The sequence below is a fragment of the Kitasatospora sp. NPDC056800 genome, assembly GCF_042789775.1.
Classification (GTDB): Bacteria; Actinomycetota; Actinomycetes; order Streptomycetales; family Streptomycetaceae; genus Kitasatospora.
This window is the reverse complement of record NZ_JBHUAL010000030.1, coordinates 31,944-55,398: the sequence shown is the minus strand read 5'-3', so window position 1 is coordinate 55,398 and position 23,455 is coordinate 31,944. Positions and strand designations below refer to the sequence as shown.

The window sequence follows — 23,455 nt, the reverse complement described above, 5'->3', positions numbered from 1 at the left end:
GATCCGCGGGACACGCCCTGACCTCATCGGCTCAGGAAGGCCGCTCCCCGAGCGTCTCCTCGACCGCCCGGCGCGGGGTGGCCGCCCCGGGCGGGCCGTACCCGGCCCGCAGGACCAGCTGGACGTGGCCCGGCCCGGCGGCCGGGTCTCGCAGCGCCCAGCGGGTGTCCGGCCACTCGATCGCCTGGTGCCAGACCGTGAGCCGGACGCCGTGCAGCGTGGCCAGCAGCCAGACCCGCTCCAGCGCCTGCCCGGTGCGCAGCCAGTCCGGCGGGCCGTCGCCGCGGGTGCTGAGGGTGCACAGCTGGGGCAGTGCCTCGAAGCGCTGCGAGGGCGGCTGCTCGGGGGCCTCCGGCGGGCGGCCGCCGAACTCGCGCATCGGCACCCGGGCGTCGTGGTCCTGCGGGCCGAGCGCCGACCGCGGGATGCCGTCCTCGGCGGTGCCGTCGTCGGGCCGCAGCCAGGCGCGGGACTCGGCGGCCCTGGCCGGGTCGGCGGCGTTGCGGCGCTCGGCGTCGGCGGTGAGCTCCTGCACCCGCCGTACGCCCTCCTCCTCCAGCGCGGCCAGGGTGACGCCCTCCTCCCGGGCGGCGGCCATCAGCTCGCCGATCACCGCCTCGGGCACGTCGCGCTGGGTGAAGGGCTCGCGGCTGGAGTGCCGGGCGGCGATGGCAGGGTAGAGGTCGCGGCCGAAGGGCGCCTCCGCGACGGCCGGGCGGGAGAGGTCGAGGACGGCGAGCAGCCCGGGCTCGGCGACGTCCGGCAGCAGCCGGACCAGCGGTTCCCGGTCCAGCCGCCCGGCCGCCACCCGCAGGTTGAACACGGCCGCGCCGACCGCGATGTGCACGGCGGCGCCGGCCGGGTCGGCCAGCGGTACGGAACGACCGGTGTCGGCGTACACGGCGAGCCCGCGCCCGTCCGGCGTCGGCACGAAGCGCCAGGGCTGGCTGTTGTGCAGCGACGGCGCCGCGCCGCCGGCGGCGGCGAGCAGGCGCAGGTCGGCCGCGCTGAGCATCTGGGTGAGAGCCGGGTCGAGCGTCATGGCGATCCACTCCTTCAGCCGCTGGGCTTCGGCATCAACCGCGGGGTCAGGACGGGCCCGGAGGTCCCGCTGCTTCCGAGCGTGCGCGCCCGGCCGCGCGGACGACAGGGCCCTTGGGCCCGTCCTCACGAAGGCCGGGCGGGGGGCCTTGGCGGGCACAGGCCCGTCCGGTGGATCGGGACGGGGGCGGATCCACCGGACGGGCCTCCGTCACCCGTGCGGGACGACCGCGACGGGAGCCTCGGCGTGGTGCAGGACGGCGTGCGCGACCCGGCCGAGCCGGGGGCCGAACTCGATCGGGCGGCGGCCCCGGCCGACCACCACCAGGGCGGCGCCCGCGGAGGCCTCGACCAGGGCGCGGGCGGCCCCGAGCTGCACGTCCTCGACCACCTCGACGTCCGGGTACCGCTCGCGCGCTCCGGCCAGGGCGAGCGAGAGCAGCTCGGCCTCCAGCGCCTCCAGCTGGCCGAGCTCGGCGGCCGGGACGGCGCCGCCCGCGTAGCCGAACACCGGCGGCAGGTCCCAGCCGTGCACCGCCCGGACCCGGGCGCCGCGCAGGGCCGCCGCGCGGAAGGCGAAGTCGAGCACCTCCGGCTCCGGGGTGTGGGCGTCCACGCCGACCACCACCTCGCCCTTGCCGCTCTCGCCCGCCGTTCCGGCCTCGCGCACCACGACCAGCGGCACGGTGCTGCGCCCGGCCACCGAGATGCTGACCGAGCCCAGCAGCAGCCCGGTGAAGCCGCCGCGGCCGCGCGAGCCGAGCACCAGCAGCTCCGCCTCCGCGGCGGCGGCCAGCAGACCGTCCACCGGCGCGTCCAGGACGGCGTCGGTCTCCACGGTCAGCTCCGGGTGCAGGCCGCGGACGTCCTCGGCGGCCTCGGCCAGGGTGCGGCGGACGGCCTCGGGCAGGTCGTCCGACTCGGCGAAGGAGGACACCCCGTCGGTCAGCCACGGCCAGGCGTGCACCAGGCGCAGCGAGGTGCCCCGGCGCTCCGCCTCGGCGGCGGCCCAGTGAACGGCCGCGGTGCTCTGCGGCGACCCGTCGACCCCGGCCAGCACGGTTGACGTCATGTCTCTTCCTCCACACTGTCGACACGCTGTCGACGCTCGGCGGTTCGGTGCGGGCCGCGGTGCGCTCTGACGCCCCGTCCGCTCCTCCCCCACCCTGGCACCCGCACACGGCCCGGCGGCAGAGGCCGCAGGACCCTCCGCGACGGGACGAAAGGCCCGCCCGACGGAGCCTACGGCCGACCCCGCCGTCCCGGCCACCGACACCGGGGCACTACCTTGAACACGGCAATCCCGCTGGTCGGACGGCACCCGAGTCGGGTCGGGCGGCGGGGGCCGTCCGGACGGTGGGCGGGGTGCGTCCGGACGGTGGACGGGCTGGTCAGGGCAGGACGACGAGGAGGACAGCGGTGGGCGGAGCGGACGGCGGCGCGGCGGGTGGCGGCGCGCGGATGCCACGGCTGCGCCTGGACGAGCTGCTGGAGGAGCTCCAGTGGCGGATCGACGCGGCGCGCGGCACGCAGAACCGGGTGCACAGCCTGTTGGAGGCGGTGCTGGCGGTCGGGCGTGAGCTGGACCTGGCGCAGGCGCTGCACCGGATCGTGGAGGCCGCCGCCGACCTGGTGGACGCCCGGTACGGGGCGCTCGGGGTGATCGGGCCGGACGGGCACACCCTGTCGCAGTTCCTGACGGTGGGCCTGAGCGAGGAGGAGATCGCCGAGATCGGCCCGCCGCCGTCGGGCCGGGGCATCCTGGGCGAGCTGATCCGCGAGCCGCGGCCGCTGCGCTGCCCGGTGCTGTCCGACCACCCGGCCTCGGCCGGCTTCCCGGCGAACCACCCGCCGATGCACACCTTCCTGGGGGTGCCGGTGCGGGTGCACGGCGAGGTGTTCGGCAACCTCTACCTGACCGACAAGCGCGGCGGGCTGGACTTCGACGAGGACGACGAGGCGGTGATCTCGACCCTGGCGGTCGCGGCCGGGGTGGCGATCGACAACGCCCGGCTGTACGAGGAGGCGCAGCTGCGCCAGCGCTGGCTGCGGGCGAGCACCGAGATCACCCGCAGCCTGCTGTCGGGGGCGCCGCGACTGGAGGTGGTCGAGCTGATCGCCCGCCGGGCCCGGGAGATCTCCGGTGCCGAGCTGGCGGACGTCTCGGTGGCGCTGGCCGGCCCGGAGGAGCGGGCCGAGGAGCTGACGGTGGAGGTGGCGCTCGGCGCCGATCCCTCCGCGCGGCTGGGCGTGACGGTGCCGGTGAACGGCACGCTGTCCGGCGCCGCGTACGCCTCCGGTTCGCCGGCCACCAGTGACGAGCTGGCCTCCGACACCCGTTTCCCGGCCGGTCCGGCGGGCCGTTTCGACGGGCTGGGCGCGGCGGTGGCGGTGCCGCTGGGCACCGGTGCCGGGTACGGGCGGGGCGTGCTGCTGCTGGCCCGGGCGCAGGGGCAGCCGGCCTTCGGGCCGGAGGAGACGGGCCCGCTGCTGGGCTTCGCCGACCAGGCCGCGCTGGCCCTGGAGCTGGCCGAACGGCGGCGCGACGCCGAGCAGTTGAACCTGCTGGAGGACCGTGACCGGATCGCCCGGGACCTGCACGACCTGGCGATCCAGCGGCTGTTCGCGACCGGGATGACGCTGCAGAGCGCGGGCCGGCTGATCGAGAGCCAGGCCGCGGCGGACCGGGTGGCCCGGGCGGTGGCCGACCTGGACGAGACCATCAAGATCATCCGCTCGACCATCTTCGGCCTGCGCGCCCACAGCGAGCCGGACCGCGGCCTGCGCGCCCGGGCCACCCGGGTGGTCACCGAGGCCCAGGGGCCGCTCGGCTTCGCGCCCCGGCTGAGCATGGAGGGCCTGCTGGACACCGACGTGCCGCAGGAGCTGGCCGGGCACGTGGTCGCGGTCCTCGCCGAGGCGCTCAGCAACGCCGCCCGGCACGCCGGGGCGTCCCGGGTCGAGGTGACGCTGCGCGCGCTGGCCGGGCGGGTGGCGCTGACCGTGACGGACGACGGCGTCGGCGTGCCCGAGGGCGGGCGGCGCAGCGGGCTGCGCAACCTGGCCGAGCGCGCCGACCGGGTCGGCGGCTCGTTCACCGTCGACCCGGCCGAGGGCGGCGGCACCCGGCTGGCGTGGGAGGCCCCGGTCGGGTCCTGAGGCCTGCTCCCCGCGGGGCGGTCAGCCCCGCAGGGCGCCCAGGAAGGCGAGCAGGTGGGCGTTGAACTCCGCCGGCCGCTCCATGTTCGGGTAGTGCCCGGTGCCCTCGACGGTCACCGCGCGGCCGTCGACGACGGTGCGGACGACCCGTTCGGCCAGGTTGACGTGGTCCGCCGAGTCGATGCCGCCGTTGATCGCCAGCAGCGGGACGGTGATCCCGGTCAGCCGCTTCCAGGTGTCGGTGACCGGCACCAGGTACTGGGGGTCGTCGGGGGTGTGCTTGGAAATGGTGTTCCGGGTCATCTCCTTGAGCCGGCGCACCACCTCCGGGTCGACCTCGTCCAGGCGGCGGTGCGGCCCGGAGGCGAGCCGGGTGAAGGAGTCGATCCAGCCCTCGCCGTCGCCCTCGGCGAGGGCCGCGGTCTGGTCGGCGGCGAGTTCGCCGAGCCACGGGTCGGTGAACTCGGACTCGCTGGTGCCGTTGCCGCTGATCACCAACGCGCGGACCAGCTCCGGGTGTTCGAGCGCCAGGTCGAGGGCGATCGTCCCGCCCATGGACAGCCCGATCACCGTCAGCGGGCCGAGGCCGAGGTGGCGCAGCAGGGCCGCCAGGTCGTCGGCGGGCCGGAACGGCCGGCTCGCGTTGTCGGAGGCGCCGTGGCCGCGGGTGTCCAACGCGATCACCCGGAACGCGGGCAGCAGGGCGGGGAGCTGGTCCGCCCAGCTCCGGTGGTCCAGCAGGCCGCCGTGCAGCAGCACCAGCGGCTCGCCCGTACCGGCGTCGAGGTAGGCGAGGCGGCCGTGGCCGCTGTCGAAGAAGCACAGGTCATCGGTGGAACCGGTAACAGTGGATTCAGTCATGACGACAATTTTAGGTCGTGTGACCTATATTTGTCTCCATGAGCACCGAACCCGTTTCCGGCGGCATCCCCGTGCACCCCACCTTCCCCTCCGACCGCCTCCGTCACAACCCCGACGGCCCCGTCCTGCTGGTCGGCGGCTACGGCACCGTCGGCACCGAACTCGCCCGGCTCGCCTCCCCCTCCTGGCCGCTGCTGCTCACCGGCCGCTCCGAGCAGCGCGGCGGCGCCCTCGCCGCCGAACTGGACGACGCCACCGCCCGCCGCTGGGACCTCGCCGACCCCGAGCCGTTCACCGCCGCCGTACGGGCGGTGGTCGGGGTGGTCAACGACCCGGACGACCGGGTGCTGCGGGCCGCCGTCCGCGCGGGCGTCCCGTACGTGGACGTCACCCGCTGGACCGCCCGGCTCCAGCGGGCCGCCACGCTCGCCGCCCTGCTGCGCCCGACCGCCCCGGTGCTGCTCTCCTCGGCCTGGATGGGCGGGGTGACCAGCCTGGTCGCCGCCGCCCTGGCGGACCGGCTGGGCGGGGCCGAGCGGATCGAGACCGCCATCCGCTGGGACCTCGCGGACCGGGCCGGCGCCGACTCGGTCGAGTTCATGGACCGCCTGGGGCTCGACTACGAGGTGGTGCAGGACGGCCGGCGCCGCTCCGTCGTCCCGCTCAGCCGCCCGCGGACCGTCCGGATCGGCGACGCCCCGACGCTGGTCGCCGGGATCGACACCCCCGAGCAGTTCACCCTCCCGCTCACCCTGGGCACCACCACCGCCGCCACCCGGATCGGCTTCAGCTCGCGCTCCTCCACCACCGCCCTGCTCGCGGCCCGGCACGCCGGCTTCTTCCGCTGGGGCCGCGGCGACCGGTGGGAGCCGGCCCGCCGCGCCCTGCTCTACTCCCCCGGCGAGGGCGGCACCGCCCTGCTGCGCACCGACGTCACCTCCGGCGGACGCACCCTCACCGCCACCGTCGAGGACCGGGCCGGCCAGGCCAGACTCACCGCCGTCGGCGCCCTGCTGGCGCTGCGCCGGGCGCTCGGCACAGACGGCGCCCCGCCGCCCGCCGGGGTGGCCTTCCCGGAGCAGACCCCGCGCCCCGGGCGGGTGCTGGAGGACCTGGCGGCCCTCGGCGTCACCGTCACGGTCACCGCGGCGGACGGAGCGCGCGGCGGGGAGGCGGCGGCATGAGCAGCGTCCGGGGCCTGAGCGGCAAGGGTGCCCAGAAGCGGGAGCAACTGCTGGACACGGCGGAGGAGTTGCTGGTCACCACGGGCAGCGGCGAGCTGTCCATGCGGGCGGTGGCCGCCGCCGCGGGCGTCCGCCTCGGGCACCTCCAGCACTACTTCCCGACCCACGCCGAGCTGGTGGCCGCCGTGCTGGAGCGCGTCCTCGCCCGCTCGGTGGAACGGCTCGCGCCGCTGCTCGACCCGGGCCGCGACGAGGACGCCCTGCTCCGCGAACTGCTCGCCGAGCAGCAGGACATGCGCCTGGTCCGCCTGTTCGCCGAACTGTGGGCGCTGGCCGCCCGCGACCCCTCGGTGGCCGCCGCCGTCCGGGCCTTCTACGACCGCTACCAGGAGCTGGTCGCCTGCTTCCTCGCCGAACGCCGCCCGGCCCTGACGGAGGAGGAACGGCGGTCTCGCGCCCGGGTGTTCGTGATGCTGATCGAGGGCGCCTCGCTCTTCCGCTCCGGTCTGGCCGGCACCGCGGACGCGGCGGCGGACGCCGAACTCCTGCGCACCGCCGGGGCGTTGCTGGGCCCGTAGGCCCTTTCAGGCCAGGCGGCGGCCGATGACGAGTTCCGGGCGGATACGGATGCGGACCGTGCCGCCCGGGTCGGCCGCCCTGGTGGCTGGGCGGACCTGGGCGCGGCCGAGGACGGTGACGAACCAGCCGGAGCCGTCCCGGCCGTCCACCTCGTCGGCCTCGAAGGCGATCACGGCGCCGTCCACCGCCCGGGCCAGTTCGGAGCCGGCCGGGGCCGAGAGCAGCACGCCGCCGGGGGCCAGCCGGAACGGCACCGGCAGGACGGCCGGGAGGGCGTCCACGGTGTAGACCACCCGGCCGACGTCGGCCCGGGCCAGCAGCTCCAGCGACCGCTTCCGGTCGAGTTCGCGCAGTTCCGGAAGGTCGGGACGGTCGGCCGGGACGGGGCGATCGTGCGGGACGGGCCGGGGAGACGGGACGGGCCGGGGGGACGGAACGGGCCGGGGAGACGGGACGTGGTCGCGGTTCATGCGAGCGATGCTCGCCCGGGCCCGGGCCGGGCCGCGAGGGCCGATGGTCCCGGCGGGGCCCGGCGAGGGCCCCGCCCGGCGGGCCGTCGGCCCCGGGCCCCACGGCCCACGGCCCTGCCCGACAGGACCCGGAGGACCCGCCGGGCGGGGCCCGGGATCAATATCGTCCGGAGCGCAGCACGGAGGGCTGCGGAGCGGCGGAGGCCTGGCGCAGCTCGGTGGCGATCAGGGCGGCCTGCACCCGGCGCTCGACGCCGAGCTTGGCGAGCAGCCGCGAGACGTGGTTCTTGACGGTCTTCTCAGCGAGATAGAGCCGCTCGCCGATCTGCCGGTTGGTCAGGCCCTCGCCGATGAGTTCGAGGACCTCCTGCTCACGTACGGTCAGGCCCGGTCCGGTGGTGACCGGCTGGGCGGGCTCGGCGTCGCTGCGCAGGCGGTTCAGCAGGCGGGTCGCGGCGCCGGGGTCGAGCATCGAGCGCCCGGAGGCGACGGTGCGGACGGCGGCGACCAGGTCGGTCCCGCTGATCTGCTTGAGCACGTACCCGGCGGCGCCCGCCATCACGGCGTCCAGCAGTGCCTCCTCGTCGTCGAAGGAGGTCAGCATCAGGCAGGCCAGCCCGGGCATCCGCGAGCGCAGCTCACGGCAGACCGAGACGCCGTCGCCGTCGCCCAGCCGGACGTCCAGCACGGCCACGTCGGGCCGCAGGGCCGGCACCCGGACGAGCGCCTGCTCGGCCGTCGCCGCCTCGCCGACCACCTCCAGGTCCGGCTCGCCGTCCAGCAGGTCGTGCACCCCGCGGCGCACCACCTCGTGGTCGTCCAGCAGGAACACCCGGACCGGTGCCGAGGCCTCGGCACCCTCCGTCTTGGTCGCCATCACGCGGCTCCACCTTCGTCACCCCCGCACACTCCCAGCGGGGCCCAGGGCATCATCCCCCCGCGACCGGCCGCGGGCCCAGGGCCCAACGGCCCCATTCGGACCGGGCCGCAGGACCCGTACGGGCCCCGCCCCCGACCGGGCCGGTCCGGGCGCCCTCAGCGCCCCTGCCGCCGGACGTTCCCCAGCCCCATCAGCAGGAAGGCGAGCGCGACGCCCGCGCCGCTGACCGCCGCGAGCACCACCCGGGGCACGACCTCGCCGCCGCCGGACAGCAGGATGGCCGCCGCTCCGAGCAGGGCGACGGCCGCACCGACCACCAGCCAGCCCGCCAGGGCCAGCGCCGGCGGCCGGTTGGAGCGCGGGGCGGGCCCCGCGTCCAGGGCGGCCCAGCGGACCGCCGTCTCCCGTACCTCCCGGCGGCGGTCCACCAGGGCCCGCACCCGCAGCGCCGCGCCGCCCACCAGTCCGGCGAGCGCGATCTGGGCGGCGGGCCGCCAGTCCGACAGGACGAGCAGCAGCCCGCCCGCGAGCGCGAGCCCGGCCCACCAGAGCACGCAGGCCGCGGCGGCCGTACGGGTGGAGCGGGGCCGGTCGGCGCCGGCCTGGAGGTCGGCGATGGCGGGCAGGTACCAGACACAGCCGCTCGCGGTGAGGGCGGCGGTGCCGATGGCGAGAACGGTGTGGTTCACGACCCGGCCTTCCTGGTCACGAAGGGGTTGGTGAGGAGGGTGAGGAGCGGAGCGGACGGGGCCGTCCCCGCCCGCCCGGGGGCAGCGACGCGGGCGGGGACGGCGTTCGGGGGGAGCGGACTCAGCCGTCCGAGGAGGGCGAGTCGGTGGAGGCGGACGCCACCCGCGCCCGGTCGGCCCGGCTCAGCGGCCGGTCGTACTTCGCCGGCTCCACGTCGCCCAGGTGCGTGGCGGGCTTGCCGCTGTGCTCCAGGACGTCCCGGGCCGCGATGTCCGGGTGGTGGAGGTCGAAGGCCGGGGATTCGGAGCGGATCCGCGGCAGCTTGACGAAGTTGTGCCGCGGCGGCGGGCAGGAGGTCGCCCATTCCAGCGAGCGGCCCCAGCCCCACGGGTCGTCCTCGGTGACCTTCTCGCCGTACTTGGCGGTCTTCCAGACGTTGTAGAGGAACGGCAGGATCGACAGGCCGAGCAGGAACGAGCCGATGGTGGAGACGGTGTTCAGGGTGGTGAAGCCGTCCGAGGCCAGGTAGTCGGCGTAGCGGCGCGGCATGCCCTGGGCGCCCAGCCAGTGCTGGACCAGGAAGGTCGCGTGGAAGCCGACGGTCAGGGTCCAGAAGGTGATCCGGCCGAGCCGCTCGTCGAGCTTCTTGCCGGTCATCTTCGGCCACCAGAAGTGGAAGCCGGCGAACATCGCGTAGACCACGGTGCCGAACAGCGTGTAGTGGAAGTGCGCGACCACGAAGTACGAGTCGGAGACGTGGAAGTCGATCGGCGGGGCCGCGAGCAGCACGCCGGTCAGGCCGCCGAAGAGGAAGGTGACCAGGAAGCCGACCGTCCAGAGCATCGGGGTCTCGAAGCTCAGTGAGCCCCTCCACATGGTGCCGACCCAGTTGAAGAACTTCACCCCGGTCGGGACCGCGATCAGGAAGGTCATGAAGGAGAAGAACGGCAGCAGGACCTGCCCGGTGACGTACATATGGTGCGCCCACACCGTCACCGACAGGCCGGCGATCGCGATGGTGGCCGCGATCAGGCCGGAGTAGCCGAACATCGGCTTGCGGCTGAAGACCGGGATGACCTCCGAGACGATGCCGAAGAACGGCAGCGCCAGGATGTACACCTCGGGATGGCCGAAGAACCAGAACAGGTGTTGCCAGAGCATCGCCCCGCCGTTGGCCGGGTCGAAGACGTGCGAGCCGAACTTGCGGTCGCACTCCAGCGCCAGCAGCGCGGCGGCCAGCACCGGGAAGACCAGCAGCACCAGCACCGAGGTCAGCAGCACGTTCCAGCAGAAGATGGACATCCGGAACATGGTCATGCCGGGCGCGCGCATGCAGATGATGGTGGTGATGAAGTTGACGGCGCCGAAGATGCTGCCGAAGCCGGACAGCGTCACGCCCATGATCCACATGTCGGCGCCGACGCCGGGCGAGTGGATCGCGTCGGACAGCGGCGCGTAGAGGAACCAGCCGAAGTCGGCGGCGCCCTGCGGGGTCGCGAAGCCGGCCGCGGCGATCAGCGAGCCGAACATGAACAGCCAGTAGGACAGCATGTTCAGCCGCGGGAAGGCGACGTCCGGCGCGCCGAGCTGGAGCGGCATGATCCAGTTGGCGAAGCCGGTGAACAGCGGCATCGCGAACAGCAGCAGCATCACCGAGCCGTGCATGGTGAACGCCTGGTTGAACTGCTCGTTGGAGAGGATCTGCGTTCCGGGCCGGGCGAGTTCGGCGCGCATGACCAGGGCGAGGATGCCGCCGATCAGGAAGAACGCGAACGAGGACACCAGGTACATGGTGCCGATCGTCTTGTGGTCGGTGGTGGTCAGCAGTCTGACCAGGGCCGAACCGGGCCTCCTGGCCCTGACCGCCCCTGCGGGGAGGGTCGTCGGCGGTGAGGTGGGGTCGCCCTGTGCCTGGGTGGCGCTCAAGGACGCACTCCTTCGGAACGTCGTGCGAATGGGTGGCGCTCCATGATCCGAACAGGCCGCCTCCGCGCCCCAGGGCCCTTCGGCCCGCCCGTCCGGGGCCGCTGGGCCCGAGTTCCCGGCCTCCGACCGGGACCTCCCGACCGCGCGACCGGGACCTCCTGTCCGCTCGGCCACCGCCTGCCGTCCGCGCGTACGCCGCCTCCTGACCGGCCGTCGGGCCGCCGCCCGCGACCGCGCCGCCCGCTCGGGCCGCGCTCGCCGCGGCGCTGAGCCCGGGTCGAGAACCGCCGGAACGCGCCCCTCCCCACCGCCCCGCGCACCCGTCCGGCGGCGCCCCGCGCGCCCTCCGTCCGCCCGGTCCGGCCGGCCCCCGCCACCGCGCCCGACCTGCCGGAACGCCGTCCGCACAGCCGTACGAAACCCCCCGTCGATCCCACCTCCCGGCACCCCGGTTGTGCGGCCGATGTGACCGAAGCCGGTCGATTCCGTGGTCTTCAGCGCCGATCGGCCGTCAAGTAGCCTGCGCCCACCACCGCACGGCCCCTGCCACCTGCTACACCGCCGCACTACCGCCGCCCACGCCCCGGAGGTACGCCGATGCCCCTGGCCCAGCCCGCCACCCCCACCCGGCTGCGCTTCGCCGTCCTCGGCCCGCTCACCGGCGAGGCCGGCGGCCGCCCGCTGGCCCTCGGCCCGCTGAAGCAGCGGCTGGTCCTGGCCGTCCTGCTGAGCCGCGCCAACACCGCCGTCCCGGTCGACCTGCTCACCGACGCGGTCTGGCCCGAGGAGCCGCCGCGCACCGCCCGGAAGAACCTCCAGGTCTACATCTGCACCCTGCGCACCCTGCTCGGCCGCGAGGAGGGGCCCGACCGGCTGTCGCACTCGGCGGCCGGCTACCTGCTGCGGGTCGCCGAGCCCGAGCTGGACCTGCTCCGGTTCCGGGCCCTCGCCCGGGCCGGCCGGGCCGCCGCCGACGGCGGGGCGCTCGCCCCCGCCGCCCGGCTGCTGCGCCAGGCCCTCGACCTCTGGCAGGGCCCGCCGCTCGCCGACCTGCGCCGCTCCCCCGCCGTCGCGGCGGAGGCCGACCGGCTGGAGGCCCGCTGCCTGGGTGTCCACGAGGACTGGGCGGAGACCGAGTTGGAGCTCGGCAACGCCGGCGCCGTCGCCGAGGACCTGGCCGAACTCGCCGAGCGCCACCCGCTGCGCGAGCGCCTCCAGGCCGCCCGGATGAACGCCCTCCACCTCTCCGGCCGGCAGGCCGAGGCGCTCGCCGTCTACGACACCCACCGCCAGCTGCTCGCCCGGGAGTTGGGCCTGGAGCCGAGCCCCGCGCTGACCGCCCGCTACCGCGAACTGCTGGCCCGCGGCCGCTCCCTGCCCACCGCCGCCCGCCCGGACCGCGGCACCGGCCCGGGCGGCTCCCTGCTGCCCGCCGACACCGCCGACTTCACCGGAAGAACCGACGAACTACGCCAGCTCGTCGACGAGTTGGGCTCCGGCGGCGGACGCGTCGCGGTGCTCACCGGCCCGGCCGGCAGCGGCAAGACCGCGCTCGCCGTACACGCCGGCCACCTGCTCGCCGACCGCTTCCCGGACGGCCGGGTACTGGTCCGGCTGCGCACCGAGGACGGCGCCGCCCGCCCGCTGCCCGAGGTGCTCGCCGAACTCGCCGCCCTCACCAGCCGCCCGGGCGCCGCACCGACCGGGGCCGACCGGACCGGCCCCGGCCCCGCCGACCCGACCCAGCCCGACACCGCCCCGGCCGACACCGCCCGGGCCGCCGCGCTCTGGCGCGCCTCGCTCGCCGGCCGTCGCCTGCTGCTGGTCCTGGACGACGCCCCCGGCGAGGCCGTGGTCCGCGAGCTGCTGCCGGGCTTCGGCCCGAGCGCCGTCCTGGTCACCTCCCGCGGCCAGCTGGCCGGCCTCGCCTCGGTGCGCCGCATCGCCGTCCCGCCGCTCGCCCCCGCCGAGGCCCTGGACCTGCTCGGCCGCATCGTCGGCACCGGCCGGACCGGCGCCGACCGCGCCGCCGCCGCCCGGATCGCGGCCGCCTGCGGGCTGCTGCCGCTCGCCGTACGGGTCGCGGGCACCCGGCTGGCCGTGCTGCGCCACCTCCCGCTGGCCGAGTACGCGGCCCGGCTGGAGGACCCGGCGGGCGCCCTGGACGAACTGGTCGCCGGGGACGTCACCGTCCGGGCCCGGCTGGACTCCGGCTGGCGCGACCTCACCGACCAGGGCCGGCTCGCCCTGGCCCGGCTCGCCGCCCTGCCGCTCGCCCTGCTCTTCACCCTCCCGGAGGCCGCCGCCGCCCTCGGCCGGCCCGAGCGGCTCGCCCTGCGGACCCTGGAGGCGCTCACCGACACCGGGGCGGTCACCTCCCCCACCGGCGAGGTCACCGCCCACGCCGCGCTGTACGCCCTGCCCCGGCTCACCCATCTGCACGCCCGGGAGCGGGCGGTGCGGACCGCCGTCGGGGCACCGGAGACCGTCGGGGCACCGGAGACCGTCGGGGCACCGCAGACCGCCGTCGCGGCGCCCGCGCGGTCCCCGGAACCCGTGTGACAGCCCCAGGAGCCGCTCACCCCAGGGTCAGCAGGTCCAGCACGTCCGCCCGCTCCGCCCCGCGCCCCTCCGTCAGCCCGGACAGCGCCAGCAGCACCCCGGCCGCCCCCGTGTGCAGGTCCGCCGAGAAGCGCCGCAGCCGCATCCCCGGCACCAGCAGCCCCTCCGGCCGGGCCACCAGGTGCCACTGGAGCCTGCCCACCTGGCCGAGCACCGCCTCCCGGGCCGGCGCCCCGCCCAGCCGGTCCAGCGCCAGCGTCAGCCCGACCCGGCCCCGGAACAGCCCCGGCTCCCGGATGAACCCGGGCGCGCAGACCTTCCGCACGTCGGCCAGGAAGGCCTCCCCGCCCGGCAGTTCGCCGTGCTCCAGGTACTCGCGCAGCACCAGCGCGATCCCGCTGCTGCCCCGGTCCAGGTAGGCCAGCCTGCGCCCGGACTCCAGCACCTGCGCGGACCCGTCGGGCACCCGGACGCACCGCGCCACCGCCCGCTCCAGCGCCACCCGCCCGGAGTCCAGCAGCCACCGCTCCCCGGTCCGCCGGTACAGCCGCAGCTGGAGCAGCGCGACGCCCGCCAGCCCGTACAGCAGCCCGGCGGCCGCGGGCTCGTCCAGCCCGGGCACCGGATCGCCGCCCAGCACCGCGGCCAACTCCCGTGCGTCGTCCAGCGCGTGGGCCAGCTCCCGGGGGCTGTCCAGCGCGTCCGCCAGCCGCAGCCGGGCCAGCGCCGCGCCGGCCCGGCCGCCGAACAGGCCCGCCGCGCGCGCCGGGAGGGCGGTACGGGCGCGCCCGGCCAGCTCCTCGGCCGCCTCCGTCCGGCCGATCCGGGCCAGCGCCAGCGCGATGCCGAGCGGGCCGTCGTACAGCCCGCCGGCGGCCGGGCGGTCGGCCCGCCGGCGCACCGCCGCGACCAGCCAGTCCGCGTACTCCTGCGGCCAGTCGGCCCCGGCGCGGTGCAACGCGTACAGCACCCCGGCCGCGCCGTGCGACACGCCCGTCCCGCCGTCGGCGAAGCCGGCCACGTCCCCGGGGAAGAGCCGGTCCGGGCGGTCCGGGGTGGCGCCCGCGTGGATGCCCGCGACCAGTTCCCGGCACACCGGGTCGAGCGAGGGCCCGGCCAGCAGCTCCCGGCCGCGCCGCTCGCTCGCCGACTCCACCCGCGCCACCGCCGCGGGCCGCACCGGCCCCTCCTCCGGCCCCAGTCCGAACCACTCCCGCGCCCGCCGTTCCAGCGCCGGGAGCTTGCCCGGGTCGCAGTCGGCGAGCTCCATCACCGGCATCAGCAGCATCAGCCAGGTGGCCCACAGCAGGTAGCGGTCGGCCTCGGCGCCGCCCAGCCCGGGCGGGACGTGCTGCCCGGCGGCGCCGGCCGTCGGCACCCGCCGGTCGTCCAGCTCGGCCGCGTACTCGAAGTCCACCAGCACCACCGACCCGTCCGGCCGGAGCACCACGTTGGCCGGGTGGAGGTCCCCGAACCGCACGCCCCGCGCGTGCAGGGCGTCGAGCGCCTCCGCCAGCCCGTCCACCACCCCGCCCACCCACCGCGCGTACGCGGCGCGCTGCTCGGCGGTGCAGTTCTGGTGCACCAGCGGGTAGCGCCGGATCGCCTCGGCGAACAGCTGGACGCCCTCGATGTGCTCCTGCACCAGGAAGGTGTGCTCCCACACCGTGCGCACCTCGTGCAGCCGGGGCACGCACGCCAGCCCGGCCAGCCGCTCCAGCGCCCACCGCTCGCGCCGCAGCCGGGTCAGGGCGTCCGCCCCGGTGCCGTCCAGCCCGGCGTACGGGCGGGCCTCGCGCAGCACCACCCGCTCGCCCGTGCCGTGCTTCTCCGCCAGGTAGATCCCGCCCGCGTTGGAGACCTGGAGCACGTCGACGATCCGGTACGGCAGCTCCCCGCCGGCCGCCTCCCGGGCGGCCAGGTGCGGGCGCAGCGCCGCCGGCGGCTCGACCCAGGCAGGCAGCCGGAAGGCCGGCTCGCGCGGGTCCGGCACCAGTGCGCCGGCGGGGTCCCGCAGGGCCGGGACGGTCCTGCCCTCCGCGTCCCGGCACCACAGCTCGACGAAGGCCCCGTAGCGGGCGTACACCGGGGCGTCGCCGATCCGCAGGTCGGTGAGCACGTACGGCCCGGGGAAGCCCGCCAGCGCCTCGGCCAACTCCTCCGCCAGGGAGAGGAACTCACCGTCCGTGGCCGGGTAGACGGTGACGAACTTGCCGCTGCCGCCGCGCCCCGCGTACTTGCCGTTGGCCACCCGCAGCGCCGCCGGGCTGCGCAGGAACTTGAACGCCACCTGGCGGGCGGTGCAGATCCCCGCGACGACGGCCAGCGTCCGCTCGGCGCCGTCCTGCGCCGCCGACACGTGCAGCTTCCAGCCCTGCTCGGGCAGGTGGCCGCCGTCGGGCCGCAGCACCGTCCACAGCCCGCGCTGCTCCCGCCGCCAGCCCTCGGGCGGCTCGCCGAGGCCCAGCGGGTAGCGGCTGTCCCCGTCCCGCAGCCGTCCGGGGGTGTCGTAGTACGTCGGGTCGGCGAGGCAGTAGAGCTGGGTCTCGTGGACGTCGGCCATCGTGGGCCTCCTGTTCCGAAGTCTTCCGGGGTCGTCCGGGAGCGGGCGGTGCGTCGGCGGGCGGCGCGGCAGCGGTCGGTGCGTCAGACGGCGGGGCTGAGCACCGGTCCGCGCCGCACCGGCGGCGCCCAGGTGACCACGGCCGCGCAGAGCGCGATGGCGAGGGCCAGCAGGGCGAAGGTCCGGGTGCCGCCGAGCGAGGCGAGCAGGACGCCGCCGACCAGCGGGCCGAACGGCTGGACCAGGGTGGACAGGAAGCCGGCCGCGCTCTGCACCCGGCCGATCCGGTCGGGCGGCGCGGCGGTCAGCATGCCGGAGACGAAGCCGATGCTGGCGACGGTGGACAGGCACATGCAGACGGCGCAGAGCAGTCCGATCACCAGCGGGGCCCTGGTCAGCACCAGCACCCCGGCGGTGAGCGCGCAGGCCCAGCAGGCGAGCGCGACCAGGCTGCCGTCGCGGGCCCGGGCGGCGAGCCTCGGGGCGAGCAGCGCCCCGGCCAGGGCACCGGCCGCGGTGCAGGAGACGACGGTGCCGCCGCCGAGGCCGGAGCGGCCGCCGTCGGAGGCGACGGCCAGGGTGGTGAACATCAGCGCGCTGAACGCGAAGTTCATCCCGAGGCCGAAGACCAGCAGCAGGGTGCGCAGGTAGGGCCGGTGCCAGACGAAGGCCAGTCCGGCGGTCAGTTCGGCCCGGCTGAACGCCGGTCCGCCCGTCGTGGCGGGCTTCGCGCGGGTCCGGATCAGCGCCACGCAGACGGTGGACAGCAGCAGGCCGACGCCCTCGGCGAGGAACGGCAGCACCGGGTGCCAGGCGAACAGCGCCCCGCCGCCGAGCGGTCCGGCCAGCCGGGCGGCGGCGCCGCGCGCCTGCATCCGGGAGGAGGCCTCGCGGGCCTGCCCGGTGGGCACCACCGCGCGCAGCAGGGCGCCGGCGGCCGGCCCGTAGACGCTGGAGATCAGCGCCCCGGCGGCGGCGACCAGCAGGACCAGCGGCAGCGGGGTGTGCCCGCGCAGCACCGCGACGACCAGGGCGGCGACCGCGAGCAGGCTGAGGACGTCGCAGATCCGCATCAGCCGGCGCCGCTCGATCCGGTCGGCGAGCACCCCGCCGGGCAGCGTGGTGATCAGCAGCGCGCCGACCGAGACGGTGCCGATGGCGCCCGCCCGGGCCGCCGACCCGGTCTCCCGCAGGACCAGCAACGGCAGGGCGATCGAGGCGAGTTGGGAGCCGAGGGAGGCCAGCAGGCCGCCGGCCCAGAGCAGCCGGAAGTCCCGGTTGCGGGAGAGCGGGGTGGGGTCCATGGCCGTCCTCCGTGGTCGGCGGGGGGGCACCCGGGGGTGCGGATCGGGCCGGGGCGGCCCCGTCTCGGCGGGACCGCCCCGGAAGCCTTGCGGTGACCGAATGCCGGTGGCCGGTGACCGGTGAACCAGCGACCGGGAACCGGCGGCCGGCGACCGGGTGTCGGCGGCCGGGGGCGGCGGTGCGTCCGCCCCCGCGCACGGCCCGGTGTCCGGACTCCGGTCAGACCGTGGTCTCGGCGCCGTGGACGTAGCTGATCAGGCTGAAGCAGAGGCCGTCCGAGGACTCGCTCAGGACCTTCATCGCCTGGAGGTCCAGGATGTTGGCGACGTGCGCCTCGACCTCCGGGGTCTCCTCGCCGCTCTCGCCGACGTTCTGCTGCTCCATGTTCTCGGCCATGGTCGAACTCCCTTCCGCACGGGGGTGGTTACGGCTCCGGCGGGCGGCTGCCCGCCGTTGCCGACCACCGTGGCCCGAGCCGCCTGCGCCCGGCTTCGGGGCCGGCTGGAAACCGGTATGGCCGCAGGTCGGAGCGGCCGCGCCGGCCCGCCGGGCCCCGGGCGGGCCCGCCCGGTAGGCGCCCGCACCCCGTCCCACCTGCGGCCATACCGCCTACCAGGCGTTCCCGAACCGGGCCCGAAGCCGCGCCCGCGACCCTGGCCCGGAACGCTCGCGCCCCCGCACCACCGCCCAGCCCGCACCACCGGGCCGCGCCAACCGCCCCGCCGCGCACACCCGTTCCGCTTCGCCGCGCACGCCCCGCACCGCGAAGGACGACCGAAGGACGGCCACCATGCCCTGCCCACTCTGCGCCCAACTCGTCGGCACCAACGACCAGTTCTGCCCCTCCTGCGGCACCCCCCGGGCCGCCGCCCTCGACCTGGCCGCCGAGGAGCGCAAGCTGGTCACGGTGGTCTTCTGCGACCTGGTCGACTCCACCGCCCTGTCCGGCGCGCTCGACCCGGAGACCCTGCGCGAGGTGGTCCTGCGCTACTTCGAGCGGATGCACCACCGGATCGAGGCGCACGGCGGCACCCTGGAGAAGTTCATCGGGGACGCCGTGATGGCCGTCTTCGGCGTCCCGGTGATCCGCGAGGACGACGCCCACCGGGCGCTGGCCGCCGCGCTCGCCATGCTGGAGGACGTGGAGGACCTCAACACCGAGCTGGACGCCACCCTCGGCGTCCGGCTGGACGTCCGGATCGGTGTCAACACCGGCCAGGTGGTGGCGGGTTCGGACGCCTCGGCGCGCCAGGCGCTGATCTCCGGCGAGACCGTGAACATCGCCGCCCGGCTGCAGACCCGGGCCGCCCCCGGCCAGGTGCTGATCGGCCCGCAGACGCTGCGCGCGGCCGGCCCGGCCGCCCAGGTGGACGAGGTCGGCCCGCTGCACCTCAAGGGCAAGGCCGAGCCGGTCACCGCCTACCGCCTGGTCGGCCTGGACGAGGACGACCCGGAGCTGCTGCGCCGCTTCGACGTCCCGCTGGTCGGCCGGGAGCGCGAACTGGCCCTGCTGGACGCCGCGTTGGCCCGGGTGGCGGGCGGCCAGGGGGCCGAGCTGCTGCTGGTGGCCGGCGAGGCGGGCATCGGCAAGACCCGGCTGGTGCGGGACTGGCGCGAGCGGGTGGGCCGGCGCACCGCGCGCTGCGGCACCGCCCGCTGCCGCAGCTTCGGCGGGCAGGGCGTGCTGGCGCCGCTCGCCGAGGCGGTCCGGACCCTGCTGGACGAGCCCGAGGGCGCCGCCCCCGCCGAGGCGCTGGCCCGGCTGGACGAGGCGACGGCGCCGGGCATCGACGCCGGCCGCTCGCTGGAGCTGCTGGCCGCGATCCTGCGCGGCCGCACCGTCGAGCGCCCGGCCGTCCTGGTCCTGGACGACTGCCAGTGGGCCGGCCCGGTGCTGCTGGACGCCGTCGAGCGGCTGGCCGCCGAACTCGGCGCGGCCCCCGTGCTGCTGCTCTGCCTGACCCGCCCCGAGCTCCCGGCCGCCCGCCCGGAGCTGCCGACGCTGCCGGTCGGCGGCCTGTCCTGGGACGAATCCGCCCTGCTGGCCGCCCAGTTGACCGAGCTGAGCGCCCACCAGGACGCGGTGCCCACCAGGCTGCTGGAGCGCGCCGAGGGCAACCCGCTGCACCTGGAGGAGCTGCTGGCCGCCCTCACCGAGACCGAGGGCCCCGCACTGACGGACGAACTGCCGCCCACCGGACGGGCGTTGCTCAGCGCCCAGATCGACGGGCTGGAGCGCGACGAGCGCGCCACCCTCGACCTCGCCGCCGTCCTCGGCCGCGCCTTCACCGCCGCCGAACTCGCCGAACTCGCCCACGGCGGCAGCGACCAGGACGCCTTCGCCGACCCGCAGGACGACGTCTTCACCGGCCCGATCGACGGCCTGCCGGCCGGCCCGTCCACCTGGGTCGACGACACCCCGCCGCGGCTGCACGCCGCGCTGGCCCGGCTGGCCGAGCTGCGGCTGGTCGAACCGACCGGCACCGGCTACCGGTTCAGCAGCGGCCTGGTCCAGGAGTCGGTCTACCAGTCCATGTCCAAGCGGGCCCGCGCCGAGCGCCACGAGCGCGCCGCCGACCTGCCGGCCGTCCGCTCCACCGGGGACGCCGCCGTCGGCGGCCACCTGGAGCGCGCCCACCGCTACCGGCTGGAACTCGGCCTGCTGGACACCCGCACCGACGTGCTGCGCACCCGCGCGGCCACCGCCCTCGGCACCGCCGGGGCCGGTGCGCTGGCCCGTGCCGACCTGCCCGCCGCCACCGACCTGCTGGAGCGCGCGGTGCGGCTGCACTACCCGGGCGAGCGCGCCACCGGCCCGGTGCTGCGCCGCCTCGGCGAGGCCCGGCTGGCGCTCGGCCGCGCCGAGGAGGCGCTGCCCGTCCTCGCCCAGGTGCGGGACGCGGCCGCCGACCCGCTGGACGCCGCGCACGCCCGGCTCGCGCTGGCCGCCCGCGGCCTGCCGCCCGGCCAGGACCAGCCCGCCGCGACGGCCCGGGCCGTGCTGCCGCTGTTCACCGACACCGGGGACGACCTCGGCCAGGCCCGGGCCGGGCTGCGGCTGGCCGAGGAGCACCTGCTGGCCGGCCGCCACACCGAGGCCGAGCAGCTGCTGGACCGGGCGCTCGGCCAGGTCTCCCGCACCGACGCCGAGCTGGACCGGGCCGCCGTGCTGGCCGCGCTGGCCGCCTCGCTGCTGGCCGGCCCCGAGCCCGTCCCGAACGCGACCTTCCGACTGCGCGCCCTGCTCGCCGAGCACGGCACCGGCCGGCGGACCGTCCGGGTCGCGCTGAACGGCCCGCTGGCCGTCCTGCTGGCGCTGCGCGACCGCCCCGAGGAGGCCGAGCTGCTGCTCGCCGAGGCCAACGGCCTGGCCGGGGAGCTGTCGCTGGCCGAGGCGATGATCGCGCTGCCCGCGCTGACCGCCCAGGCGGCGGCCGCGCTCGGGCAGGGCGGCCAGGCGCTGGACCTGCTCGCCGACGCCGCCGAGATCGCCCGCCACCAGGGCAGCGCCGCCCCGCTGCCGCGCCTCGCCCTGACCACCGCCCGGGTCCTGCTGGACACCGACCGCCCGGCCCAGGCCGCCCGGCACCTGGACGGCGCGGACGCCGTCGCCGCGCTGCCGCCGGTGCTCGCGATCGAGCTGGACGCGCTGCGCGGCCGGCTCGCCGCCGCCCGGGGCGAGGCCGCGCCGGCGCTGGACCTGACCGCCGCCGCCCTGTCCGCCGCCGAGGCCACCGAGTCGCTGCTGCTCCAGGCGCTGACCGCGCTCGACCGGGCGCACGCCCTGCTGCTGCTCGACCGCCCCGCCGAGGCCGCGGCGGCCGCCGCCACCGCGCGGGACCGGTTCGCCGCCAAGGGCCACCTGCCGGGCGTACGGCGCGCCGAGCGGCTCGGGGGCACCCGGTGAGCGGCCCGGCCGGCCTCACCTGGAGCCTGCGCGACCGCACCCCCGCCGACCTCCCGGTGCTCGCCGACGCCGTCGCCACCGACGCCGGGGCATCCGACGCCGGGGGCACCGGCAAGGGCGTCCGGGTCTGCGTGGTCGACTCCGGGATCGAGCCCGACCACCCGCTGGTCGGGCCGGTGCAGGGCTCCTGGGCGGTGGTCAAGGACCCGGTCACCCGGGAGCTGACCGTCCGCCCCGACAGCGCCGGCGACACCTGCGGGCACGGCACCGCCTGCGCGGGCATCATCCGCCGCACCGCCCCGGACTGCGAGCTCTACAGCGTCCGGGTCCTCGGCGAGCGCTTCACCGGCACCGGCGACATGCTGATCGCCGGGCTGCGCTGGGCCGTCGGGCAGGGCTTCGACGTGGTCAACCTCAGCCTCTCCACCACCCGGACCCGCTTCCTGGAGCAGCTGCACGCGATCGCCGACGACGCCTTCTTCGCCCGCACCGCGATCGTCGCCTCCGCCCACAACACCCCGGTGGAGAGCTACCCGTGGCGCTTCTCCTCGGTCATCTCGGTGGGCAGCCACCAGGAGGAGGACCCGGAGCTGCACCTGTACAACCCGGCGCCGCCGGTGGAGTTCTTCGCCCCCGGCCAGAACGTCCGGGTGCCCTGGCTCGGCGGCGCCACCATCCGCACCACCGGCAACAGCTTCGCGACCCCGTACGTGGCCGGGCTCTGCGCCCGCATCCTGTCCCGGCGGCCGAGGCTGACCACCTTCCAGCTGAAGAGCGCGCTCTACCTCACCGCGGCCAACGTCCAGGTCCCTTCCACCCCCACCCCGGAGGCGCCCGATGACCCTCAGCACTGACCCCGCCGTCGACCCGCTGGCCCGCGAGCTGCTCCAGTCCGTGGTGGACGTCGCCCGGGCGATCTTCGGCGCCCAGGCCGGCTCGGTGTGCCTGCTCGACGAGGCGGCCGGGGAGCTGGTCTTCCAGGCCGTCTCCGGCCGGGGCGAGGAGTCGTTGGTGGGGCGCCGCTTCCCGGCCGGCCGGGGGATCGCCGGCTGGGTGGCCGCCTCGGGCGAGCCGATGGTGGTGGACGACCTGGGCGCCAACCGCACCTTCGACCGGGACTTCGCCGAGTCCACCGCGTACGTCCCGACCGCCCTGATGGCCGCCCCGCTCACCCACGGCAGCCGGGTGCTCGGCGTCCTGGAGGTGCTGGACCCGGCCCCGCAGGCCCGCGCCAGCCTGCCCGAGCTGGACCTGCTGGCCATGTTCGCCCGTCAGGCCGCCGCCGCCCTGCGGGTGATCGCCGAGCGCTCCCCCGCCCCGGAGCCGGCCCCCGACCGGGCCGCCGCCCTCGGCCTGCTCGCCGACCTGGAGGAGCTGCTGCGCCGTCAGCCCTGACCGGGCGCGCCGTCCAGCCGGGCGAGCTGCCCGCGCTCCAGCGCCGCGTACACCGCGCCGTCCGGGGCGACGACGATGCCGTGCGGCTCGGCGCCCCCGCCCGGGAGGGGGTGGCCGCCGAGCCGCCCGTCCGGGCCGAGCACCCCGATCCGGCCGGCGCCCCACTCGGTGAACCAGAGCCGGCCGTCCGGCCCGGCCGCGATCGCGTGCGGGCGGGCCGCGCGGTCGGCCAGCGGGTACTCGGTCACCTCGCCGTCCACGGTGATCCGCCCGACCAGCCCGCCGCCGATGCCGACGTACCAGAGCGCGCCGTCCGTCCCGGCGGTGATGCCGACCGGCGCGGTGCCCCCGGTGGGCAGCCCGTGGACGGTCACCCGGCCGTCGACGGTGATCCGGGCGACGGCGTCGGCCTGGTTGAGCGTGCACCACAGCGCCCCGTCCGGCCCGGCCGTGATCAGCGACGGGAAGGCCCCGGCGAGCGGCAGCGGGAACTCCGTGACCTCACCGGCCACGGTGATCCGCCCGATCCGGCCGGCGTTCAGCTCGGTGAACCAGAGCGACCCGTCGGGCCCGGCGGCGATCCCGTACGGCCCGGCCTCCTCCGTCGGCAGCGCGTAGGACGTCGCCGTCCCGTCCACCGTGATCCGTCCGATCCGGTGGTCCCGCATCCGGCTGAACCAGAGCGCCCCGTCCGGCCCCGCCGTGATCACCGCGGGCCCGCACTCCGGCGCGCCGAGGCCGAAGCGCTCGACCGTCCCGTCCGCGGCCAGCCGCCCGATCTCCCCGGTGTGCACCAGGGTGAACCACACGCCCCTGTCGGGCCCCACGGCCACCCCGTACGGCCCGGCCCCCGCCTCGGCCACCTCGAACAGTTCCACGCAACCCCTCCGCCTCACTATCGCGACTCAAATCGCATTAGCGATGCTCGCACAA

General features: G+C 76.8%; 17 protein-coding genes and 1 pseudogene. 7 read left to right on the top strand and 11 right to left on the bottom strand.

What is annotated here, in order from left to right:
* Positions 1-31: 31 nt before the first annotated feature.
* Both ACFRQN_RS10100 and ACFRQN_RS10095 read right to left on the bottom strand, forming a co-directional pair.
* Positions 32-1,042: an Acg family FMN-binding oxidoreductase gene (locus ACFRQN_RS10100; protein WP_380739589.1), complete on the bottom strand. Its 1,011-nt coding sequence runs from the start codon at positions 1,040-1,042 to the stop codon at positions 32-34.
* 210 nt (positions 1,043-1,252) lie between these two features.
* On the bottom strand, positions 1,253-2,113 hold the full coding sequence (locus ACFRQN_RS10095; protein ID WP_380739587.1) for a universal stress protein: 861 nt from the start codon (positions 2,111-2,113) through the stop codon (positions 1,253-1,255).
* A gap of 389 nt (positions 2,114-2,502) precedes the next feature.
* Here ACFRQN_RS10095 and ACFRQN_RS10090 point away from each other — a divergent pair, with 389 nt between their 5' ends.
* Positions 2,503-4,200 carry a GAF domain-containing protein gene (locus ACFRQN_RS10090; protein WP_380739591.1) on the top strand — a complete coding sequence of 566 codons (1,698 nt, stop codon included), beginning with the start codon at positions 2,503-2,505 and terminating at the stop codon, positions 4,198-4,200.
* A 21-nt stretch (positions 4,201-4,221) separates the two neighbouring features.
* Here the strand turns inward: ACFRQN_RS10090 and ACFRQN_RS10085 are convergent, their stop codons facing one another.
* The gene (locus ACFRQN_RS10085; RefSeq protein ID WP_380739585.1) at positions 4,222-5,061 is read right to left on the bottom strand and encodes an alpha/beta fold hydrolase; all 840 of its coding nucleotides are present in this window, start codon (positions 5,059-5,061) and stop codon (positions 4,222-4,224) included.
* 38 nt (positions 5,062-5,099) lie between these two features.
* Between ACFRQN_RS10085 and ACFRQN_RS10080 the strand changes: the two genes are divergently transcribed.
* Both ACFRQN_RS10080 and ACFRQN_RS10075 read left to right on the top strand, forming a co-directional pair.
* Complete coding sequence (locus tag ACFRQN_RS10080) at positions 5,100-6,245, top strand: saccharopine dehydrogenase (RefSeq protein WP_117486648.1); 1,146 nt, start codon at positions 5,100-5,102, stop codon at positions 6,243-6,245.
* On the top strand, positions 6,242-6,823 hold the full coding sequence (locus tag ACFRQN_RS10075; protein WP_049659243.1) for a TetR/AcrR family transcriptional regulator: 582 nt from the start codon (positions 6,242-6,244) through the stop codon (positions 6,821-6,823). The genes ACFRQN_RS10080 and ACFRQN_RS10075 overlap by 4 nt, the downstream gene beginning before the upstream one ends.
* 6 nt (positions 6,824-6,829) lie before the next feature.
* On the opposite strand, the gene ACFRQN_RS10070 is transcribed toward ACFRQN_RS10075, so the two are convergent.
* The 4 genes from ACFRQN_RS10070 to ctaD all read right to left on the bottom strand — a co-directional run bounded on the left by ACFRQN_RS10070 (position 6,830) and on the right by ctaD (position 10,790).
* Positions 6,830-7,294: a pyridoxamine 5'-phosphate oxidase family protein gene (locus tag ACFRQN_RS10070; protein WP_082346202.1), complete on the bottom strand. Its 465-nt coding sequence runs from the start codon at positions 7,292-7,294 to the stop codon at positions 6,830-6,832.
* 157 nt (positions 7,295-7,451) lie between these two features.
* Positions 7,452-8,171, bottom strand: coding sequence for a response regulator transcription factor (locus ACFRQN_RS10065; RefSeq protein ID WP_074003716.1), 720 nt, complete (start codon positions 8,169-8,171; stop codon positions 7,452-7,454).
* 158 nt (positions 8,172-8,329) lie between these two features.
* Complete coding sequence (locus tag ACFRQN_RS10060; protein ID WP_074003717.1) at positions 8,330-8,863, bottom strand: hypothetical protein; 534 nt, start codon at positions 8,861-8,863, stop codon at positions 8,330-8,332.
* A 121-nt stretch (positions 8,864-8,984) separates the two neighbouring features.
* Positions 8,985-10,790 carry a cytochrome c oxidase subunit I gene (gene ctaD / locus ACFRQN_RS10055; protein WP_079272337.1) on the bottom strand — a complete coding sequence of 602 codons (1,806 nt, stop codon included), beginning with the start codon at positions 10,788-10,790 and terminating at the stop codon, positions 8,985-8,987.
* Between the two features lie 597 nt (positions 10,791-11,387).
* Here ctaD and ACFRQN_RS10050 point away from each other — a divergent pair.
* Complete coding sequence (locus tag ACFRQN_RS10050; protein ID WP_380739582.1) at positions 11,388-13,352, top strand: BTAD domain-containing putative transcriptional regulator; 1,965 nt, start codon at positions 11,388-11,390, stop codon at positions 13,350-13,352.
* Positions 13,353-13,368: 16 nt separating this feature from the next.
* Here the strand turns inward: ACFRQN_RS10050 and lanKC are convergent, their stop codons facing one another.
* From lanKC to ACFRQN_RS10035, 3 genes and pseudogenes are all read right to left on the bottom strand, one after another.
* Positions 13,369-15,915: a class III lanthionine synthetase LanKC gene (gene lanKC, locus ACFRQN_RS10045; protein ID WP_380739580.1), complete on the bottom strand. Its 2,547-nt coding sequence runs from the start codon at positions 15,913-15,915 to the stop codon at positions 13,369-13,371.
* 34 nt (positions 15,916-15,949) lie between these two features.
* A pseudogene (locus ACFRQN_RS10040) lies at positions 15,950-17,219 on the bottom strand (MFS transporter); the annotation flags it as partial.
* Between the two features lie 220 nt (positions 17,220-17,439).
* Complete coding sequence (locus ACFRQN_RS10035; RefSeq protein WP_158077737.1) at positions 17,440-17,616, bottom strand: hypothetical protein; 177 nt, start codon at positions 17,614-17,616, stop codon at positions 17,440-17,442.
* 394 nt (positions 17,617-18,010) lie between these two features.
* On the opposite strand from ACFRQN_RS10035, the gene ACFRQN_RS10030 reads away from it, so the two are divergent.
* From ACFRQN_RS10030 to ACFRQN_RS10020, 3 genes are read left to right on the top strand one after another with little or no spacing between them, the layout of a single operon-like run.
* The gene (locus ACFRQN_RS10030) at positions 18,011-21,127 is read left to right on the top strand and encodes an adenylate/guanylate cyclase domain-containing protein (protein ID WP_380739578.1); all 3,117 of its coding nucleotides are present in this window, start codon (positions 18,011-18,013) and stop codon (positions 21,125-21,127) included.
* The gene (locus ACFRQN_RS10025) at positions 21,124-21,981 is read left to right on the top strand and encodes a S8 family serine peptidase (protein ID WP_049661078.1); all 858 of its coding nucleotides are present in this window, start codon (positions 21,124-21,126) and stop codon (positions 21,979-21,981) included. Before ACFRQN_RS10030 ends, ACFRQN_RS10025 begins: the two co-directional genes overlap by 4 nt.
* Complete coding sequence (locus tag ACFRQN_RS10020) at positions 21,965-22,522, top strand: GAF domain-containing protein (protein ID WP_049661076.1); 558 nt, start codon at positions 21,965-21,967, stop codon at positions 22,520-22,522. Before ACFRQN_RS10025 ends, ACFRQN_RS10020 begins: the two co-directional genes overlap by 17 nt.
* On the opposite strand, the gene ACFRQN_RS10015 is transcribed toward ACFRQN_RS10020, so the two are convergent.
* A complete protein-coding gene (locus tag ACFRQN_RS10015; protein WP_380739576.1) occupies positions 22,513-23,400 on the bottom strand; it encodes a virginiamycin B lyase in 888 nt (295 codons plus the stop codon). The genes ACFRQN_RS10020 and ACFRQN_RS10015 overlap by 10 nt on opposite strands.
* Between the last annotated feature and the right edge of the window lie 55 nt (positions 23,401-23,455).

What these genes read in the sequence shown, in the direction of transcription:
- ACFRQN_RS10070 (WP_082346202.1), bottom strand. Translation starts at nt 7,294, where the DNA reads ATGAACCGCGACCACGTCCCGTCTCCCCGGCCCGTTCCGTCCCCCCGG.
- ACFRQN_RS10035 (WP_158077737.1), bottom strand. Translation starts at nt 17,616, where the DNA reads ATGGCCGAGAACATGGAGCAGCAGAACGTCGGCGAGAGCGGCGAGGAG.
- ACFRQN_RS10030 (WP_380739578.1), top strand. Translation starts at nt 18,011, where the DNA reads ATGCCCTGCCCACTCTGCGCCCAACTCGTCGGCACCAACGACCAGTTC.
- ACFRQN_RS10090 (WP_380739591.1), top strand. Translation starts at nt 2,503, where the DNA reads ATGCCACGGCTGCGCCTGGACGAGCTGCTGGAGGAGCTCCAGTGGCGG.
- ACFRQN_RS10080 (WP_117486648.1), top strand. Translation starts at nt 5,100, where the DNA reads ATGAGCACCGAACCCGTTTCCGGCGGCATCCCCGTGCACCCCACCTTC.
- ACFRQN_RS10020 (WP_049661076.1), top strand. Translation starts at nt 21,965, where the DNA reads ATGACCCTCAGCACTGACCCCGCCGTCGACCCGCTGGCCCGCGAGCTG.
- ACFRQN_RS10095 (WP_380739587.1), bottom strand. Translation starts at nt 2,113, where the DNA reads ATGACGTCAACCGTGCTGGCCGGGGTCGACGGGTCGCCGCAGAGCACC.
- lanKC (WP_380739580.1), bottom strand. Translation starts at nt 15,915, where the DNA reads ATGGCCGACGTCCACGAGACCCAGCTCTACTGCCTCGCCGACCCGACG.
- ACFRQN_RS10065 (WP_074003716.1), bottom strand. Translation starts at nt 8,171, where the DNA reads ATGGCGACCAAGACGGAGGGTGCCGAGGCCTCGGCACCGGTCCGGGTG.
- ACFRQN_RS10075 (WP_049659243.1), top strand. Translation starts at nt 6,242, where the DNA reads ATGAGCAGCGTCCGGGGCCTGAGCGGCAAGGGTGCCCAGAAGCGGGAG.
- ACFRQN_RS10085 (WP_380739585.1), bottom strand. Translation starts at nt 5,061, where the DNA reads ATGACTGAATCCACTGTTACCGGTTCCACCGATGACCTGTGCTTCTTC.
- ACFRQN_RS10100 (WP_380739589.1), bottom strand. Translation starts at nt 1,042, where the DNA reads ATGACGCTCGACCCGGCTCTCACCCAGATGCTCAGCGCGGCCGACCTG.
- ACFRQN_RS10050 (WP_380739582.1), top strand. Translation starts at nt 11,388, where the DNA reads ATGCCCCTGGCCCAGCCCGCCACCCCCACCCGGCTGCGCTTCGCCGTC.